Source organism: Streptomyces sp. NPDC031497 (assembly GCF_055580905.1).
In genome coordinates this window covers 38,245-52,440 of sequence record NZ_JBVIKO010000012.1, presented here as the reverse complement: position 1 = coordinate 52,440, position 14,196 = coordinate 38,245, and the positions used below count along the sequence as shown (strand labels likewise).

15 protein-coding genes are annotated in these 14,196 nt (G+C 71.1%); 8 read left to right on the top strand and 7 right to left on the bottom strand.

The genetic code is table 11. The features are described 5' to 3' along the window. Position 1 precedes the first annotated feature (1 nt). The 5 genes from ACZ5K7_RS24845 to ACZ5K7_RS24825 all read left to right on the top strand — a co-directional run bounded on the left by ACZ5K7_RS24845 (position 2) and on the right by ACZ5K7_RS24825 (position 4,854). Complete coding sequence (locus ACZ5K7_RS24845; protein ID WP_468916212.1) at positions 2-514, top strand: MaoC family dehydratase; 513 nt, start codon at positions 2-4, stop codon at positions 512-514. 3 nt (positions 515-517) lie between these two features. Then, positions 518-1,723 (top strand): acyl-CoA dehydrogenase family protein, encoded by a 1,206-nt coding sequence (locus ACZ5K7_RS24840; RefSeq protein WP_468916210.1) that lies wholly within the window; start codon positions 518-520, stop codon positions 1,721-1,723. A 169-nt stretch (positions 1,724-1,892) separates the two neighbouring features. Beyond that, positions 1,893-2,549 (top strand): phosphatidylserine decarboxylase, encoded by a 657-nt coding sequence (locus ACZ5K7_RS24835; protein ID WP_351698945.1) that lies wholly within the window; start codon positions 1,893-1,895, stop codon positions 2,547-2,549. Between the two features lie 22 nt (positions 2,550-2,571). After that, positions 2,572-3,396: a CDP-diacylglycerol--serine O-phosphatidyltransferase gene (gene pssA / locus ACZ5K7_RS24830; protein ID WP_351699429.1), complete on the top strand. Its 825-nt coding sequence runs from the start codon at positions 2,572-2,574 to the stop codon at positions 3,394-3,396. A 231-nt stretch (positions 3,397-3,627) separates the two neighbouring features. Then, complete coding sequence (locus ACZ5K7_RS24825; RefSeq protein ID WP_468916207.1) at positions 3,628-4,854, top strand: alpha/beta fold hydrolase; 1,227 nt, start codon at positions 3,628-3,630, stop codon at positions 4,852-4,854. Between the two features lie 7 nt (positions 4,855-4,861). Here ACZ5K7_RS24825 and ACZ5K7_RS24820 read toward each other — a convergent pair whose 3' ends face one another. Further along, complete coding sequence (locus ACZ5K7_RS24820) at positions 4,862-5,980, bottom strand: glycerate kinase (protein WP_468916561.1); 1,119 nt, start codon at positions 5,978-5,980, stop codon at positions 4,862-4,864. A gap of 159 nt (positions 5,981-6,139) precedes the next feature. Between ACZ5K7_RS24820 and ACZ5K7_RS24815 the strand changes: the two genes are divergently transcribed. The 3 genes from ACZ5K7_RS24815 to ACZ5K7_RS24805 are packed head-to-tail and all read left to right on the top strand — an operon-like array spanning position 6,140 to position 8,529. Continuing rightward, positions 6,140-7,243 carry an ADP-ribosylglycohydrolase family protein gene (locus ACZ5K7_RS24815; protein ID WP_468916204.1) on the top strand — a complete coding sequence of 368 codons (1,104 nt, stop codon included), beginning with the start codon at positions 6,140-6,142 and terminating at the stop codon, positions 7,241-7,243. Further along, positions 7,240-7,734 carry an NUDIX hydrolase gene (locus ACZ5K7_RS24810; RefSeq protein ID WP_351698938.1) on the top strand — a complete coding sequence of 165 codons (495 nt, stop codon included), beginning with the start codon at positions 7,240-7,242 and terminating at the stop codon, positions 7,732-7,734. Before ACZ5K7_RS24815 ends, ACZ5K7_RS24810 begins: the two co-directional genes overlap by 4 nt. 60 nt (positions 7,735-7,794) lie before the next feature. Continuing rightward, on the top strand, positions 7,795-8,529 hold the full coding sequence (locus tag ACZ5K7_RS24805) for an SIR2 family NAD-dependent protein deacylase (protein WP_351698936.1): 735 nt from the start codon (positions 7,795-7,797) through the stop codon (positions 8,527-8,529). A gap of 3 nt (positions 8,530-8,532) precedes the next feature. On the opposite strand, the gene ACZ5K7_RS24800 is transcribed toward ACZ5K7_RS24805, so the two are convergent. The 6 genes from ACZ5K7_RS24800 to ACZ5K7_RS24775 all read right to left on the bottom strand — a co-directional run bounded on the left by ACZ5K7_RS24800 (position 8,533) and on the right by ACZ5K7_RS24775 (position 14,073). Further along, a complete protein-coding gene (locus ACZ5K7_RS24800; protein ID WP_468916199.1) occupies positions 8,533-9,042 on the bottom strand; it encodes a hypothetical protein in 510 nt (169 codons plus the stop codon). After that, the gene (locus ACZ5K7_RS24795) at positions 9,039-9,743 is read right to left on the bottom strand and encodes a pentapeptide repeat-containing protein (protein WP_351698932.1); all 705 of its coding nucleotides are present in this window, start codon (positions 9,741-9,743) and stop codon (positions 9,039-9,041) included. The genes ACZ5K7_RS24800 and ACZ5K7_RS24795 overlap by 4 nt, the downstream gene beginning before the upstream one ends. 55 nt (positions 9,744-9,798) lie before the next feature. Continuing rightward, positions 9,799-10,281 carry a methylated-DNA--[protein]-cysteine S-methyltransferase gene (locus ACZ5K7_RS24790; protein ID WP_351698930.1) on the bottom strand — a complete coding sequence of 161 codons (483 nt, stop codon included), beginning with the start codon at positions 10,279-10,281 and terminating at the stop codon, positions 9,799-9,801. A 10-nt stretch (positions 10,282-10,291) separates the two neighbouring features. Beyond that, positions 10,292-11,770, bottom strand: coding sequence for an AlkA N-terminal domain-containing protein (locus ACZ5K7_RS24785; protein ID WP_468916195.1), 1,479 nt, complete (start codon positions 11,768-11,770; stop codon positions 10,292-10,294). Positions 11,771-11,884: 114 nt separating this feature from the next. After that, positions 11,885-13,351 (bottom strand): sensor histidine kinase, encoded by a 1,467-nt coding sequence (locus ACZ5K7_RS24780; protein ID WP_468916192.1) that lies wholly within the window; start codon positions 13,349-13,351, stop codon positions 11,885-11,887. After that, complete coding sequence (locus ACZ5K7_RS24775) at positions 13,348-14,073, bottom strand: response regulator transcription factor (protein ID WP_468916558.1); 726 nt, start codon at positions 14,071-14,073, stop codon at positions 13,348-13,350. Before ACZ5K7_RS24775 ends, ACZ5K7_RS24780 begins: the two co-directional genes overlap by 4 nt. Between the last annotated feature and the right edge of the window lie 123 nt (positions 14,074-14,196).

Sequence of the window (14,196 nt, the reverse complement as noted above, 5' to 3'; positions counted from 1 at the left end):
GATGCAGTTCGGACGCACGTACGAGGAGTTCGAGGTCGGGGCGACGTACAAGCACTGGCCGGGAAAGACGGTCACGGAGTACGACGACCACCTGTTCTGTCTCCTCACCATGAACCACCACCCGCTCCACATGGACACGAACTACGCCGAGAAGACGACGGACTTCGGCAGGAACGTGGTGGTCGGGAACTACATCTACTCGCTGCTGCTCGGCATGAGCGTGCCGGACATCTCCGGCAAGGCGATCGCCAACCTGGAGATCGAGTCGCTCAAGCACGTCGCGCCGACCTTCCACGGCGACACGATCTACGGCCAGACGACTGTGCTCGACAAGTGGCCCTCGAAGTCGAAGAACGACCGCGGGATCGTCTACGTCGAGACCAAGGGCTACAAGCAGGACGGCACGCTGGTGTGCGTCTTCCGCCGCAAGGTGATGGTGCCGACCGAGACGTACATCAAGGAGCGCGGCGGCGAGCAGCCGGGCCGCCCCGAGCTCAAGGAACAGGGGAAGTAAGCGATGGCCCGTCTCGCCCAGACCGCCGGTCTGACCGACGTCCAGCAGGAGATCCTCTCCACCGTCCGCGACTTCGTGGACAAGGAGATCCTCCCGGTCGCCACCGAGCTGGAGCACCGCGACGAGTACCCGCAAGCGATCGTCGACGGCCTCAAGGAGCTCGGCCTGTTCGGCCTGATGATCCCCGAGGAGTACGGCGGCCTGGGCGAGTCCCTCCTGACGTACGCGCTCTGCGTCGAGGAGATCGCCCGGGGCTGGATGTCCGTGTCCGGGATCATCAACACGCACTTCATCGTGGCGTACATGCTGAAGCAGCACGGCACGCAGGAGCAGAAGGACCACTTCCTGCCGCGCATGGCGGCCGGCGACATCCGGGGCGCGTTCTCGATGTCGGAGCCGGGCCTGGGCTCGGACGTGTCGGCGATCACCTCGAAGGCGGTGAAGGACGGCGAGGAGTACGTCCTGAACGGCCAGAAGATGTGGCTGACGAACGGCGGCACGTCGTCCCTCGTCGCCGTCCTCGTCCGGAGTGACGAAGGCCACCCCGAGGGCACGGCCCCCCACAAGTCGATGACGACGTTCCTCGTCGAGAAGGAGCCCGGCTTCGGAGAGGTCCGCGCCGGCCTCACCATCCCGGGCAAGATCGACAAGATGGGCTACAAGGGCGTCGACACCACCGAGCTGATCATGGACGGGCTCAGAATTCCGGCCAATCGGGTGCTCGGCGGGGTCACCGGCCGAGGTTTTTACCAAATGATGGACGGAGTCGAGGTCGGCCGCGTCAACGTGGCGGCCCGTGGCTGCGGTGTCGCGCAGCGTGCGTTCGAACTGGGCGTCCGGTACGCCCAGCAGCGTCACACTTTCGGCAAGCCGATCGCCCAGCACCAGGCCATCCAGTTCAAGCTCGCCGAGATGGCCACCAAGGTCGAGGCCGCGCATGCCATGATGGTCAACGCTGCACGCAAAAAGGACTCCGGGGAACGAAACGACCTTGAGGCCGGGATGGCGAAGTACCTCGCCTCCGAGTACTGCAAGGAGGTCGTGGAGGACTCCTTCCGGATCCACGGCGGCTACGGCTTCTCCAAGGAGTACGAGATCGAACGTCTCTACCGTGAGGCGCCGATGTTGCTGATCGGCGAAGGTACCGCCGAGATCCAGAAAATGATCATCGGGCGAAGGTTGCTCGAAGAGTATCGATTCCAGGGCTGATTGTCCGGGTACGGGGTGTTTTCTTCGAGAAGAAGATCACACCCCGTCAGCGGTCTTCGGCCGCCGACTCGGCTTCCTGGCTTGCCCAGTTGCAGCCCCCGACCGGTACGATCCCGGAAAGCCGCCGTCCCCATTTCCCGCGCGGCATCATCCGCTACGAAGGTCATCCATGCCCCACAGCCAAACCTCTGCACATCGAGACAGCCTGGCCGGCGTACGCCTCGCGCGCGGAGCATCGCCGTGGCTTCTCCCGACCGTCGCCACCGCAGCCGTCAGCCTCCTCCGCGCCCGTCGCTCCGGCGCCGCGAAGGCCGTCGCCCTGCCCGCCACCGCGCTCGCGGCGGGCATGCTGTGGTTCTTCCGCGACCCCGAGCGTGAGATCGCCCAGGGCCGTGTCATCTCCCCCGCCGACGGTGTGGTGCAGAGCATCATGCCGTGGAAGGACGGCCGCACCCGCGTCGCGATCTTCATGAGCCCGCTCAACGTCCACGTCAACCGGGCGCCGCTGTCCGGTGAGGTGACGTCGGTGGAGCACATCCCCGGTGGCTTCGTTCCCGCCTTCAACAAGGAGAGCGAGAACAACGAGCGCGTAGTCTGGCATTTCGACACCGAACTCGGCGACATCGAGATGATCCAGATCGCCGGCGCGGTGGCCCGTCGCATCGTGCCCTACGTCCCGCAGGGCACGAAGGTCGAGCAGGGCGACCGCATCGGTCTGATCCGCTTCGGCTCGCGCGTCGACATCTACCTGCCCGAGGGCGTGGAGGTCGCGGTCGAGGTCGGGCAGAAGACCGTGGCTGGGGTGACTCGCATTGACCGTGATTGATCCGGAGACCCAGGCGGGCTGGGTGCCCGAGGCCGACGACGTCGGCGACGACGAGGAGGAAATGCCGCTCTCTCTCCGCCTCTCGATAGCGGACACACTCACGCTGGGCAACGCCACGTGCGGCTTCATGGCGGTGTACTTCACCACCACCGGCATCCTGATCCCGCACCTCACCGGGGACGACCAGTCGGCGGGCATGGCGCGGCACAGCGCCGCCACCGCGGTCATCCTCATGCTCTGCGCGGCGGTCTTCGACCTGTTCGACGGCCTCGTCGCGCGCAAGCTGCGCTCCTCCCCCATGGGCGCCGAGCTGGACAACCTCTCGGACCTGATCAGCTTCGGTCTGGCCCCCGCGTACTTCGTGCTCGTCTACGGCATGGTCGCCGACGACGCGTACCAGAAGGTGGCCGCGGTCGGAGCGGTGGTCGTGCTGCTCGCGGTGGTGCTGCGGCTGGCGCGCTTCAGTTGCGTGACGCCGCCGAACGGCATGTTCCAAGGCATGCCGTCGCCGTTCGGTGCGCTCACGGTCGTCTCGATCGTGCTGCTTGAGCTGCCCTTCTTCGCGACGCTCCTCGCGATCCTCGGTACGGCCTGGCTGATGGTGAGCCGGGTCGAGTACCCGAAGCCGCGCGGCCGCCTCGCCGGGGCGATGCTGGCCTGGATCGTCCTGTCGATGGGGCTCCTGGCGGCCTGGGCCTTCGACGCCCCCGGCGGCCAGCTCCTCCTCCAGACCGGCTGTGCGCTGCAGCTGGTGATGGGCGCGGTGATCCCCCTGTTCGCCACGGCCCGCCGGGTGAACAACATCCGCGACAACAGGCGCGAGGCACGGGCGGCGCAGCTGCCCTGAGCCTTGTGACGACGCGAAACGGGTGTGGCCCGAGCCTGCGAGGCTCGGGCCACACCCGTTTCGGGTTCAAGGGCACACGGCGTTGGCCTTTGACCGGTCAACCACCCCTGGCCGGGGCCGAGTTGCGCAGGACGAGACAGGGGAGGACGGTGGAATTGGACTGAACTTTACGGGGATTTGTCCCTATTCGGGGATGGGGATTACTCCCCTCCTACGGATCGGAGGACAGCCATGGCCGCGTTCACGCACAAGGACTACTCGGTCCCGCACGTCTCGAAGCTTCCGGCGAACGAGGGCGACACCGTGAACCTCTTCGTCCGGGAGTACGACGGCACCCAGGGCAACCAGCCCCGCGAACCGGTGCTGATGCTCCACGGCAGGAGCGTGCCGGTCCTCGCCGGGTACGACCTGACGGTCCCCGGGTCGGCCATCGACTACAACTGGGCACAGGACCTGGCCAAGCACCACTTCGACGTCTTCATGATGGACCTGCAGGGCAACGGACGGTCGCCACGCCCGAAGATGGACGAGCCCCGCAACGCCAACCCGACGCAGCGCGGCATCCTGTCTCCCAATCCGCTGTCGCCCCCGTACACCGGGCCGCCGCTGTACCCGCACCAGCTGAGCAACACCGACAGCGAATGTGCGGAGCTGGCCACCGTGGTCGACTTCATCAGGTCGCTGCCCGGCAGGAACAAGCCGATGGACTTCATCGGCTGGTCCGCCGCGGCGCCGTCCATGGGGCCGTACACCCTCCAGCACCCCGAGATGGTCAAGAGCCTGTTCCTGCTCGCCCCCATCTTCCCGCCTGCGGGACGGTGGTCGGGCGACCCCGCGGACCCCTTCGCCCTTCCGGCGGGCACCTCGCTGCCGGTCTCCGACCCGCCCACGCTGTACGGCTTCCCCATGTTCGTCAGCGACAAGAAGGGCTTCGGGGCCGCATGGGCCAAGGAACAGGGCGACCCACCCCAACGGGAACCCGGCATGGAGGACGCGGCATGGGCCGCCATGATGGCGAACGACCCCGTCGGCAGCACATGGGGCCGGGAGCTGTCACCCGGCGTGTACGAGGGCATCCACCGGTTCCGGAACCTCTACTCCTGGGGCTGGACCAACGAGACGGTGCCCTACCAGGACGCGTTGGGTAACTACATCCTCGGTGACCGGGTTCCGGTCGCCATCGTCTACGGAGAACTGGACAAGACGGCCAACACCCAGCCGAACGTCCCGGTTCCCCCGCCCCTGCGCTTCTCCGTGCCGGCCCTGTACAAGGCCATCGGCGGGCCCGAGAAGCTGATGTTCGAGCTGGAGGGTGCGGGACACTCCGTGGTCTGGGAGCGCCCCGCCGAGATCGTGCACGACATCGCGTTCCAGTGGCTCCACAACAAGCACAAGGTGTGGGGCCTCACGAGTGGCAGCTACTACCGTGACTCGACGGGCGTCCTGACGCCGATCTAAGCCGCGCTCAGCAGAGAAAGTCACGCGCGATCTGCTCCGCCACCCGCTCCAGAATCGGCCCGGCGTCCGCGATGCACCTGACCACGTCCGGCTCCACCTCGGTCAGCGGGTAGGCACGGCGGATGCCGGCCCGGCCGAGCGCCGCCGGCGGCAGGGCGAGGCGGCCGCACACCGCCACGACCTCCTTGTCGGCGGCGCGCGCCGCGGCCGCCACTCCGGCCGGCGCCTTCCCGTGCAGGGTCTGCTCGTCCAGCGACCCCTCGCCCGTGATCACCAGCGAGGCCCGCTCCAGCGCGGGCGCGAAGCCCAGGACGTCGAGCATGACCTCGATACCGGGCCGGAAGCGGGCGCCGAGCAGCAGGGCGCCGTATCCGATGCCCCCGGCGGCCCCGGCGCCCGGCGCCACGGCGTACTCCACCGCACGCGAGCCGACCTCGGCCTCCAGGACCTTCGCGAAGTGGGCGAGGGCGGCGTCCAGGACCTCCACGTCGTCCGGCGAGGCGCCCTTCTGCGGGCCGTAGACGGCCGGTGCGCCCTTGGGGCCGGTCAGCGGGTTGTCGACGTCGCTGGCAAGGATCAGGTCGACCGAGGAGAAGCGCGGGTCCAGCCCGGACAGGTCCACGCGGGCCAGGTCGGCGAGACCGCCGCCGCCCGGCGGTACCGGTTCGCCGTCCTCGTCCAGGAACCGCGCCCCGAGCGCCGACAGCATCCCGGCGCCGCCGTCGGTCGTGGCGCTCCCCCCGACACCGAAGACGATCGTGCGCGCACCCGCGTCCAGCGCGGCCCGCAGCAGCTCCCCGGACCCGTACGTGGAGGCCGTCAGGGGCGCGAAGACACCGCGCGGAAGCCGCTGGAGACCGCTCGCCTCGGCCATCTCCACGACCGCGGTGTCACCGCGCAGCGCGAACGCGGCGGTGACCTCCTGCCCCAGTGGCCCGGCGACCAGCCGCTCGTGCCGGTCGAAGCCGGCGGCGACCGCGGCGGCCACGGTGCCGTCCCCGCCGTCCGCGACGGGCAACGCCTCGACCTCCAGGCCGGGCACGACCCGCCGGAGCCCCGCAGTGACCCGTTCGGCGACCTCCACGGCGGTCAGCGAGCCCTTGAACTTGTCCGCGGCGATGAGCACGCGCTGTGTCACCTGTATCCCCTTGCTCTCCGGGCCTCGCACTTGTCAAGGCCAGTCGCGCCGCTGTGACCTTAACCGGAGGACACCCTCGCCGTCATTCCCCGACCGAAGCCTGGGAAAGGCCTGGGAGCCACCTGGGAAATCGGGTAGACCACAGCCATGGGCAACGACGGCACCGCCGGCCCGGACCTCGCCGACCGGGTGCTCGGCGGCTGGATCGGCCGGATCGCGGGCAACATGCTCGGCAAGCCGGTCGAGCGGGGTGACGTGTGGACCAGGGCACGCATCGACCGCTACCTGCGACGGGCCGCCGCGCTGCCGCTCACCGACTACCTCCCCGAGCCCGCCGACGAGAGCGACGGCGGCGAGCTGCGCCCGGAGTGGCGGAGTTGCGTGCGCGGCCGTATCCACGGCAGCTGCCGTGACGACGACGTCGACTACGCGATTCTCGGCCTGCACCTCCTGGAGACCCACGGCTTCGGATTCAGCACCGAGCAGGTCGGCGAGCTGTGGCTGCTGCGGCTGCCGTACCTCCAGACGTTCACGGCGGAGCGGGCCGCCTACCGCAACCTCGCGAACGGACTGAGGCCGCCCCTCACCGCCACCTACGACAACCCCTACCAGGAGTGGATCGGCGCCCTGATCCGCGCCGACATCTACGGCTGGACCTGCCCGGCCGACCCGCACCGGGCCGCCGCCCTGGCCCGCCGGGACGCGGTGCTCTCCCATGCGGGCAACGGTGTGTACGGCGCGATGTGGGCCGCCGCGCTGATCTCGGCGGCGTTCACCGCGCCGACCGTACGGCAGGCGATCGACAGCGCGCTCACCGTCGTACCCGCGGGCTGCCGGCTGGCCCGGACCGTGCGCCGGGTGGTCTCCCTGCACGAGACCCGGATGAGCTGGGAGGACACCCTCACCACCGTCTCCACCGAGACCGCGGGGCTCGGCTGGATCCACACCGTCCCCAACGTGGCCGTGCTCACCGCCGGGCTGCTCTACGGCGACGGCGACTTCACCCGGACCATCACCCTCACCGTGCGCGGCGGCCTGGACACCGACTCCAACGGTGCCACGGCGGGCTCGGTGGCCGGGGTGCTGACCGGCGCGGCGGCCATCCCGGACCAGTGGAAGGACCCTCTGGAGGACACGGTCCGCAGCGCGGTCTTCGGCTTCGACGGGGCCCGCATCAGCGACCTGGCGGAGCGCACCGTGCGGCTCGCCCGGACGGGCCCCTCGCCCGCGCTGGTTACCCTTCCTGGGTGACCACGACTGACGACTACGCCGCGTACATCGCGAGCCTCCCCCGGATCCTCGCCGGGGCGGCCGCGCTCTTCCGGGACGCCGAGGGACGGGTGCTGCTGGTCGAGCCCAACTACCGGGAGGGCTGGGCGCTGCCCGGCGGGACCGTCGAGTCCGACGACGGGGAGACCCCGCGCCAGGGCGCCCGCCGGGAGACCCTGGAGGAGATCGGCCTGGACCGGGAGATGGGCCGGCTGCTCACGGTGGACTGGGTGCACGGCACGGACCGGCCGCCGATCGTCGCCTACCTCTACGACGGCGGTGTCGTCACCGACGCCGACCTCGGGGCGATCCGCCTCCAGGAGGAGGAACTGCTGTCCTGGCGGCTGGTCCCCCGCGCGGAACTCACCACGTATCTGGCGGGCTCCCTGGGCCGCCGCGTCCTGACCGCGCTGGACGTGCTGGACGAGGGTGCGGGCACCGCGGAACTGGAGAACGGCCACCGCGCGGGATGATCCCGGGGGCGGGCGATAACCGTTCGCCGCCCGTACCGGGCCCGCCCTACCCTCGAACGCATGACCAAGCCCCTCGTCGCCATCCTCAGCGGCGCCGGCATCTCGACCGACTCCGGAATCCCCGACTACCGCGGCCCCAACGGTCTGTGGCGCCGGGATCCCGAGGCCGAGAAGCTCGTGACCTACGACTACTACATGGGCGACCCGGAGATCCGGCGCCGGTCCTGGCAGATGCGGCGCACGAACCGGACGCTCAAGGCCGAGCCGAACGCGGCCCATCTCGCCGTCGCCGAGCTGGACAGGTCCGGGGTCCCGGTGCGGGTCATCACGCAGAACGTGGACGGGCTGCACCAGCTCGCCGGGATGCCCGCCCGCAAGGTGCTCGAACTGCACGGTTCGGCGCGCGGTGTGGTGTGCACCAAGTGCGGTGCGCGGGGGCCGATGGTGGACGCGATCGCCCGGGTCGAGGCCGGTGAGGAGGATCCGCTGTGCCTGGAGTGCGGGGGCATCCTCAAGTCGGCGACGGTCATGTTCGGTGAGGAGCTCGACCCGGTCGTCCTGGGTGAGGCCGTCGCCATCAGCAGGGCCTGCACCGTGTTCATCGCCGTCGGCAGCAGCCTCCAGGTGCAGCCCGCCGCCGGCCTCGCGGGGGTGGCCGCCGACCACGGCGCCCGCCTGGTCGTCGTCAACGCCGAGCCGACGCCGTACGACGACCGGGCCGACGAGATCGTCCGGGAACCGATCGGGACGGCGCTGCCCGCGCTGCTGCGGCGGCTCGGGGAGGCAGGCTCGTAACGGTCACCCCGGTCCGGCGGACGTACGGCGGTCGCGGTGCTCGCGGACGGCGGTCAGCCAGTGATCAGCCGTGGCGCCGGGGTCGGTCAGTGCCGTGCCCTGCACATGGGTGCCCCAGACGTCGGGGTGGAACACTCCGTCCTCCACCTCGGTCTCGGGTGCGACCAGGACCGGCACGCGCAGGGCCACGGCCATGCCCGCCTCCAGTTGCAGCCAGGGAGACGTCCACCAATCGGCCGACCGGGCTTCCTCCTTGGTGTCCGGTCGCCAGACGGCGGACCGCGCGTCGAGCTGCCTGAAGCCGAGGAGGAGCACGCCGTCGCTGTGGGAGAACAGTCCGGTCAGCAGACGCCAGGGATCCGCGCCGTAACTGTCCCGGGTCACGCGGACGACCTCGCACGACCGGTGCTCCAGCCAGGCCACCCAGCGTTCCAGATCGGGCTGCTGTTGCGGGGTGAGGATGGACGGCGCCCCCAGGAAGACGCGAGGGCGGTCGGTGACGCTGATGTTCATACGGGTTCTTCGCTGACTACTCTGCCGTTCGAGTCCAATAGACCCATTATGTCCGCCGGTACGTCGACGGCCCCGGAGAACTGCGCGCCGCCGAGCCGCGCCCGGGAGAAGTTCGCGCCTGTCAGACGCGCTCGTCTGAAGTCCGCGCCGGTCAGGACGGCGTCGGCCAGCACGGCGTCCACCAGCGTGGCCCGGTAGAAGACCGCCCCGCTGGCGACGACCCCTTTCAACGACGCGCCCGTGAGGTCGGCCTCGAAGAGGTCGGCGTGGGTGAGGTCGACCTTCTTCCTGTCCCCCTCCTTGCGGCCCAGGTAGGCCCGCGTCAGGTTGCAGCCCTGCAGATCGGCCCGGGCGAGGCTGGGCGCGTACCACAGACCGTCGGCGAGCACCTTCTGGATGTTGCCCGTCTCGGACTCTCTGAGCAGTCCGGTGATCACGGCTACCGCCTCGTTGGCGTAGGGCGTGCGGCCGGCGCCCTGTTCCGAGTTGGTGTCGAAGAACCGGCGCATCAGGATCGCCGCGGCCATCTGCTGGGTCGAGTTGTCCGACGCCAGGGCCTCCATGACGTCCCTGAACGCCGTGCCGACCGCTGCCGACCGATCGCGTTTGCGCTGGAAGTTGACGACTCCGAGCACACTGACGCCGACGGTGGCGAAGGTACCGACGATTCCGGTCCAGACCTGCACGTCGCTGGCCGCCATCTCACCCCTGTGGTCGAAGACCCGTTCCGTCCGTGACCCTACCCGGACCCGGAGTTCAGAAGAGGCCCGCGCCCCGCTCGAAGTCCAGCAGGCGCTGCTTGCGGGGCAGGCCGCCGCCGTAGCCGGTGAGGCCGCCGTTCGCGCCGATCACGCGGTGGCAGGGGACGATGATGCCGACGGGGTTCTTCCCGTTGGCCAGGCCGACCGCGCGGGAGGCCTGCGGATTGCCGAGGGCGTCGGCGAGTTCGCCGTAGGTGCGGGTCTCGCCGTACGGGATCCTGCTCAGCTGGTCCCAGACGCTGCGCTGGAACGGGGTGCCGGTCAGGCGCAGTTCGAGGGTGAACTCCTTCAACTCGCCCGCGAAGTAGGCGGTGAGCTGTTCCTCGGTCTCGGCGAACAGCTCGTCGTCACGGGCGCCGAAGGTCTCCTCGGGCGGCCGGTGGCGTTGGTCCTCCATGTAGAGGCCGCAGAGGGTGCCGTCCTCGGCGACCAGGGTGAGGGGGCCGTAGGGACTGTCGGTGACGGTGTGGTTCTTCACGGCAAGGTCCTTACACGGGAAGGAAGTTGATCGGGTGGCTGTCGGTCGCCCACAGGTACTGGACCGCGTAGGCCCGCCAGGGCCGCCAGGCGGCCGCGCGGCCGGTGAGGGCGGCCGGGGTGCCGGGCAGGCCCAGTTCCTGGGCGGCGCGGCGGATTCCGAGGTCGGTGGGGAGGAAGGCGTCGGGGTCGCCGAGGGCGCGCATGGCGATGACATCGACGGTCCAGGGGCCGAAGCCGGGGAGTTCGAGGAGCTTGGCGCGGGCCTCCGCCCAGTCGCTCTCCACGCCCAGGTGGAGGGTGCCGTCGGCGAGTCGGCCGACCAGGGTGGTGAAGGTGGTACGGCGGGTGCGGGGCATCGCCAGGGATTCGGGGGGCAGTTCGGCCAGCGCCTCGGGGGTCGGGAAGAGGTGGGTGAGGCCGCCCTCCGGGTCGTCGACCGGGGTGCCGTGGGCGGTCACCAGGCGGGCCGCGTGGGTGCGGGCGGCGGCCGTGGACACCTGCTGGCCCAGTACGGCCCGGACCGCGAACTCCGCCTCGTCGACCGTGCGGGGCACCCGGCGGCCGGGCGCCTTGTCCACCAGCGGAGCCAGGACGGGGTCGGTGCGCAGCTGGTCGTCGACCGCGACCGGGTCGGCGTCCAGGTCGAGCATCCGCCGGCAGCGGCTGATGGCGACGGGCAGGTCCCGCAGATCGCTGAGGGTGAGCCGGCAGGCGATGTGATCGGGCTTCGGGGTGAGGGCCGCGATGCCATGGCCGTACGGCAGCCGCAGGGTCCGCCGGTAGGCGCCGTCCCGCCACTCCTCGACGCCGGGTACGGCGGTGGCCGCGAGGTGGCCGAAGAGGTTGTCGGGGTTGAGGGGGACGCGGAAGGGCAGCCGGAGGGACAGCGCTCCCGGGGCGCTCGACGCGCTCTTCGGGACCCTCACGCGCAGCTCGCTCGGGGACAGCGCGAACACCTCGCGGACGGTGTCGTTGAAGGTGCGGATCGAGGAGAAGCCGGCCGCGAAGGCGATCTCCGCCATCGGCAGGGCGGTCGTCTCGATCAGCAGGCGCGCGGTCTGGGCGCGCTGGGCCCGGGCGAGGGCCAGCGGGCCGGCGCCGAGCTCGGCGAGGAGCTGGCGTTCGACCTGCCGGGGGCTGTAGCCGAGGCGGACGGCGAGGCCGGGCACGCCCTCGCGGTCCACGACCCCGTCGGCGATCAGCCGCATGGCGCGGGCGACCAGGTCGGCGCGCTGGTTCCACTCCGGGGAGCCGGGGCTGGTGTCGGGGCGGCAGCGCTTGCAGGCCCGGAATCCGGCCTGCTGGCAGGCGGCGGCGCTCGGATAGAACGTCATGTTCTCGGGCTTGGGCGGAACCACCGGGCAGCTGGGCCGGCAGTAGATGCGAGTGGTCAGGACGGCCGTGAAGAACCAGCCGTCGAACCGTGCGTCCTTCGACTGCACGGCCCGTACACAGTGCTCTCGGTCGAGGTTCGTCCCTTTCTGCATGGGTCCAGCATCGGCCACCGGGCGGGGCCGGTGCTGGCGGAAATCCGACACGTAGGTGCGCGGGCCTGCGGCTGCGTGGCCGCCCCTCGGCGAAGGCGCGGCCGCAGGCCGGGCTCACTCCGTCCTGTCCCGCTCGGCGCCCCGCACCGACCGCACCCGCTCCGCCGCCACGACGAATCCGACCATCGCCCCGCCCCCGGCTCGCCGGGCCGCGGACACGGTTCCCCCGTGGACCCGCGCCACCTCCCGCACGATGGCCAGGCCGAGCCCCGAACCGGGCAGGCCCCGGGCCGTGTCGGCGCGGTAGAAGCGGTCGAAGACACGGGGGAGGTCGGCGGTGTCGATCCCGGGCCCCCGGTCGGAGACGACGACCGCGCCCGCCCGGATGCGCACCTCGATCGGCTCGCGGCCGTCGGGATCGAACTTGGCGGCGTTCTCCAGGAGGTTCCCGACGGCCCGTTCGAGGGCGTACCGCAGGCCCCGGACCACCGAACCGTCGGAGTCGATGTGCACCAGCCGTCCGGTGCGACGGTACACACGCCGTGCCGCGCGTCCGGCCAGCTCGGCCAGGTCCACGGGCTCATCGGGCTCGTCCCGGCCCCGGGCGAGGGCCAGTTGGACGAGTTCGTCGACGAGGAGTCCGAGTTCGCGGGTCTCGCCCTCGACGTCGGCGAGGAGCCGGGCGTGGGCGTCCGGGGCGAGTTCGGCCGCCCTGCGCAGCACGGTGGCGTTGGTGAGCAGGCTGGTGAGGGGGGTGCGGAGCTCGTGGGCGGCATCCTCGACGAGCCGTTCCTGCGCCTCCCGTGCGGCGGTGAGCCGGGCGAGCATACGGCCGAACGACGCCGACAGCCGGCCCACTTCGTCCCGACCGCCGGCACCGGCGATCCCGCTTCCCGGGCCGGCGGTGTCGACTTCCCCCGCGAGACCCGTCCCGTCGAGGCCGCCCAGGCTCTCCGCGCTGACCTGCTCGGCGGTCCGGGCCAGCCGTTCCAGGCGCCGCGCGAGGCGCCGGGCGAGCAGCCAGCCCGCACCGGCCGCCAGGAGGGTTACGGTGAGGGACGCGCCGGCCATCTCCCGGGCCATGCCGCCGAGCACATAGTGCGTCTGGTCGATCCGCACGGCGACCTGGAGGGCGCCACGGCCGCCGCCCAGGGCGGTCGTCAGGCCCCGGTAGGTGTGGCCGCCCACGGCGGACTCGGCGGTGTCGGTCCGGCCGGGCGCGCCGGAGGCGGCGAGGCCGCGTACGGCACCGGACACCGGAAGCTCGACGGGCGGTCCCCCGAGGTGGCTGGGCGTGCCGTCCGGCGCCACGGACCGCACGACGAGCTGCCGTTCCTTCTCGTCGCCGGGGCCCGGCAGGTCCGGCCCGGGGTAGAGCGCGGGGCCCCGGGTCATCGCGTCGGCGACGGCGAGTGCCCCCGCCCGGTCCCGCACCACGGCCACCGTGGCGGATTTCAGGGTGCGGTCGGTCTCCGCGAGGACGCGGTCGGAGGCGGCACGGTAGCTGAGCAGCCCGACCAGGGCGGCCACCACGGCGCCGACCGCGGCGAAGGAGAGGGCGAGGCGTGCGCGCAGGCTCATGGGCGGCGTACCGCGTAGCCCACCCCGCGCACGGTGTGGATCAGCTCGGGCGCCCCGGCACCGGCGAGCTTGCGCCGCAGGTAACCGACGTAACCGGCGAGGTTCCTGGCGTCGACTCCGGCGCTCTCCCCCCAGACCCGGTGGTAGAGGGTGGCGTGGTCGAGGACCAGGCCCTCGTTGCGTACCAGCAGTTCCAGCAGGTCGAACTCGGTCCTGGTCAGGGCAAGTTCGCACTCGGCCCACCAGGCCCGGCGTTCGGCGGGGGCGATCCGCAGGGCGGCGACCCGTAACGCGGAGGAGCAGGGCGCGGGGTCCGGTACCGGAGATCTCCTGAGCAACGCGCGTAAACGGGCGAGCAGTTCGGGTACCTCGAACGGCTTGCACAGGTAGTCGTCGGCCCCTGCGTCCAGGCCGGCCACCCGCTCCCTAGTGCCCGCTCTGGCGGTGAGCAGGAGAAGCGGGGTGCGGTCGTCGTCCGCGCGCAGCACGCGGCACACGGCGACGCCGTCGACGTGCGGCATCATCACGTCGACGATCAGCGCGCTGAAGACGTCCCGGCGGGTGCGGGCCAGGGCCTGCACTCCGTCCGTCGCGGTGACGACGTCGTACCCCTCCAACTCCAGGGCGCGCGCCAGGGACTCACGCACCGCGCGATCGTCGTCGGCGACCAGGACCCGGTCCGCCGCATGGCCAACTCCAGTCGATCCAGGCGTAGTTCGCAATCCGTTCACAGGTAACCCTCCGGGCTCTCACGCAACGCGGAACTCATTTCTTACCCGACTCCCGATCCCCTCCCGCAACCCTCTGAGACCGGACGCCCACCATGAGTGCCGTTGTCCCCCCAC

What these genes read in the sequence shown, in the direction of transcription:
- ACZ5K7_RS24815 (WP_468916204.1), top strand. Translation starts at nt 6,140, where the DNA reads ATGGGCAACGACGGCACCGCCGGCCCGGACCTCGCCGACCGGGTGCTC.
- ACZ5K7_RS24800 (WP_468916199.1), bottom strand. Translation starts at nt 9,042, where the DNA reads ATGAACATCAGCGTCACCGACCGCCCTCGCGTCTTCCTGGGGGCGCCG.
- ACZ5K7_RS24835 (WP_351698945.1), top strand. Translation starts at nt 1,893, where the DNA reads ATGCCCCACAGCCAAACCTCTGCACATCGAGACAGCCTGGCCGGCGTA.
- ACZ5K7_RS24805 (WP_351698936.1), top strand. Translation starts at nt 7,795, where the DNA reads ATGACCAAGCCCCTCGTCGCCATCCTCAGCGGCGCCGGCATCTCGACC.
- ACZ5K7_RS24825 (WP_468916207.1), top strand. Translation starts at nt 3,628, where the DNA reads ATGGCCGCGTTCACGCACAAGGACTACTCGGTCCCGCACGTCTCGAAG.
- ACZ5K7_RS24785 (WP_468916195.1), bottom strand. Translation starts at nt 11,770, where the DNA reads ATGCAGAAAGGGACGAACCTCGACCGAGAGCACTGTGTACGGGCCGTG.
- ACZ5K7_RS24795 (WP_351698932.1), bottom strand. Translation starts at nt 9,743, where the DNA reads ATGGCGGCCAGCGACGTGCAGGTCTGGACCGGAATCGTCGGTACCTTC.
- ACZ5K7_RS24840 (WP_468916210.1), top strand. Translation starts at nt 518, where the DNA reads ATGGCCCGTCTCGCCCAGACCGCCGGTCTGACCGACGTCCAGCAGGAG.
- ACZ5K7_RS24780 (WP_468916192.1), bottom strand. Translation starts at nt 13,351, where the DNA reads ATGAGCCTGCGCGCACGCCTCGCCCTCTCCTTCGCCGCGGTCGGCGCC.
- ACZ5K7_RS24845 (WP_468916212.1), top strand. Translation starts at nt 2, where the DNA reads ATGCAGTTCGGACGCACGTACGAGGAGTTCGAGGTCGGGGCGACGTAC.